1 protein-coding gene and 1 pseudogene are annotated in these 1,540 nt (G+C 63.4%); both read right to left on the bottom strand.

The features are described 5' to 3' along the window. Positions 1-664: pseudogene (locus AC1DYI_RS35250) on the bottom strand (hypothetical protein); the annotation flags it as partial. A 158-nt stretch (positions 665-822) separates the two neighbouring features. Continuing rightward, positions 823-1,540: HlyD family type I secretion periplasmic adaptor subunit (locus tag AC1DYI_RS35245; RefSeq protein ID WP_477208744.1), on the bottom strand; the 718-nt coding region annotated here is incomplete at its 5' end.

The following is a 1,540-nucleotide window of genomic DNA, read 5'->3' as shown; positions in this document are numbered from 1 at the left end:
GGCCTACGGTGATCGGCTGGCCGGCCACGGTTTGGATGGCCGGGTTGCCGGTGCCGCTGAAACTGTCGTTGCCGCGCGGGTCGAAATTGACGCTGCCGTCTTCGGCCACGGTGACTGTGTCAGGCGTCGCGGTATTGGCACTGTCGGTATTGGGCGCCGTTTCATCGCTGCGCACGGAAATCGTCTGGCTGGAAATCGGCTCGGTGCCAATACCGGCTGGCGTCACGGTTTCGCTGATGCGGTCTACTCGCAGGCCGGGTTGCAAGTCGCCACCATCGGTGCCTTGCAAGCCGGCTGCCGGTGCGGTTTCGGGCGCGCCCTGGTCCACCTCGGTAATCACCCGCTCCAGATCGGCGATGGTCGCAGGCCGGGCAGTCTCGAATTGCACGATGCCGTCCTGGTCGGTCAACACGACGTCGCCCTTCTTGACGACGTCGCCTGCCTTCAGCGGCTGGATATGCCCCTCGGCGTCGCGCACGAACGCCACGCCCCACACCCCGACGACCTTGCCAGTCAACTGGCGCGCCGGCACGTAGCCCTTGGCGATCAACGCCTGAGTGGCCGGGTCAAGCGCGAGCTTGTCAGTCGCTGCATGGTGCACCGTCACATGAACCGCGCGGCCCCCCTGGGGCACAGTGGCGGAAACGTTTTCGGGCGATGACATGCGCGGTGCTCCAGACTGGTGTTCGCGAGCTTAGAAGCCCGCGCCTCCTTATCGGCACGTCGCGCACTTTCCTTGTGACCGATGTCACCGGCGAAAGTCGCACAAACGCAAATAAAGACAGCTGGAGTTGCGGCAGGCCCTCCCGGGCCGGCGCGAACCTATCTTTCGCGCAAGGCGTAGGCCTTGGCTTTGAGCACGGGTTTGAGCAAATAGGCCAGTACGGTTTTCTGGCCGGTGAGCACGTCGACCTCGGCGGTCATGCCGGGAATGACGGGCAGTTTTTCGTCGAAATTCGGACGAATGGTTCGAACGCGGACGAGGTAGAAAGCATTGCCCTTTTCGTCGATCACGGTGTCGGGGCTGATGTTTTCGACCTTGGCTTCGAGGCCACCGAATATCGAGAAATCGTAGGCGGTGAATTTGACGATCGCGTCCTGGCCGGGGCGAATGAAGGCAATATCTTTGGGCTGAACGCGCGCTTCCAATACCAGCTTATCGTCCAGCGGCACGACTTCGACAATATCCTTGCCGGGTTGCACCACGCCGCCCACGGTATTGGCCAGCAGTCGTTGCACCCGCCCTCGCACAGGGGATTTGACCTGCGCCTTGCTGACCTTGTCGGCCAGCGCCACCGAGCCTTCGCTCAGCACGTTGAGCTTGCCCATCGCCTCGTTCAGGTCTTTGCGGGCATCGTTTCGGAACGACAGCTCGGTCTCCTGGATCTTGCGGCTGGCTTCGCCGATGGCCGCCTGCACGCGCGAGATCTGCGCCTGGGCTTGTTCCGAGTCGCCCTTGTTGCGGCTCATGTCGCGCTCGAGCCGCAGGATCTCGACCTGCGAGACCGCGCCGGTGGCCAGCAGCGGCCGGGTCTGGTTC

This window comes from Ideonella sp. P3_A4, assembly GCF_056403075.1.
The sequence above is the reverse complement of the archived record's forward strand: the minus strand, read 5'-3'. Positions and strand labels throughout refer to the sequence as shown.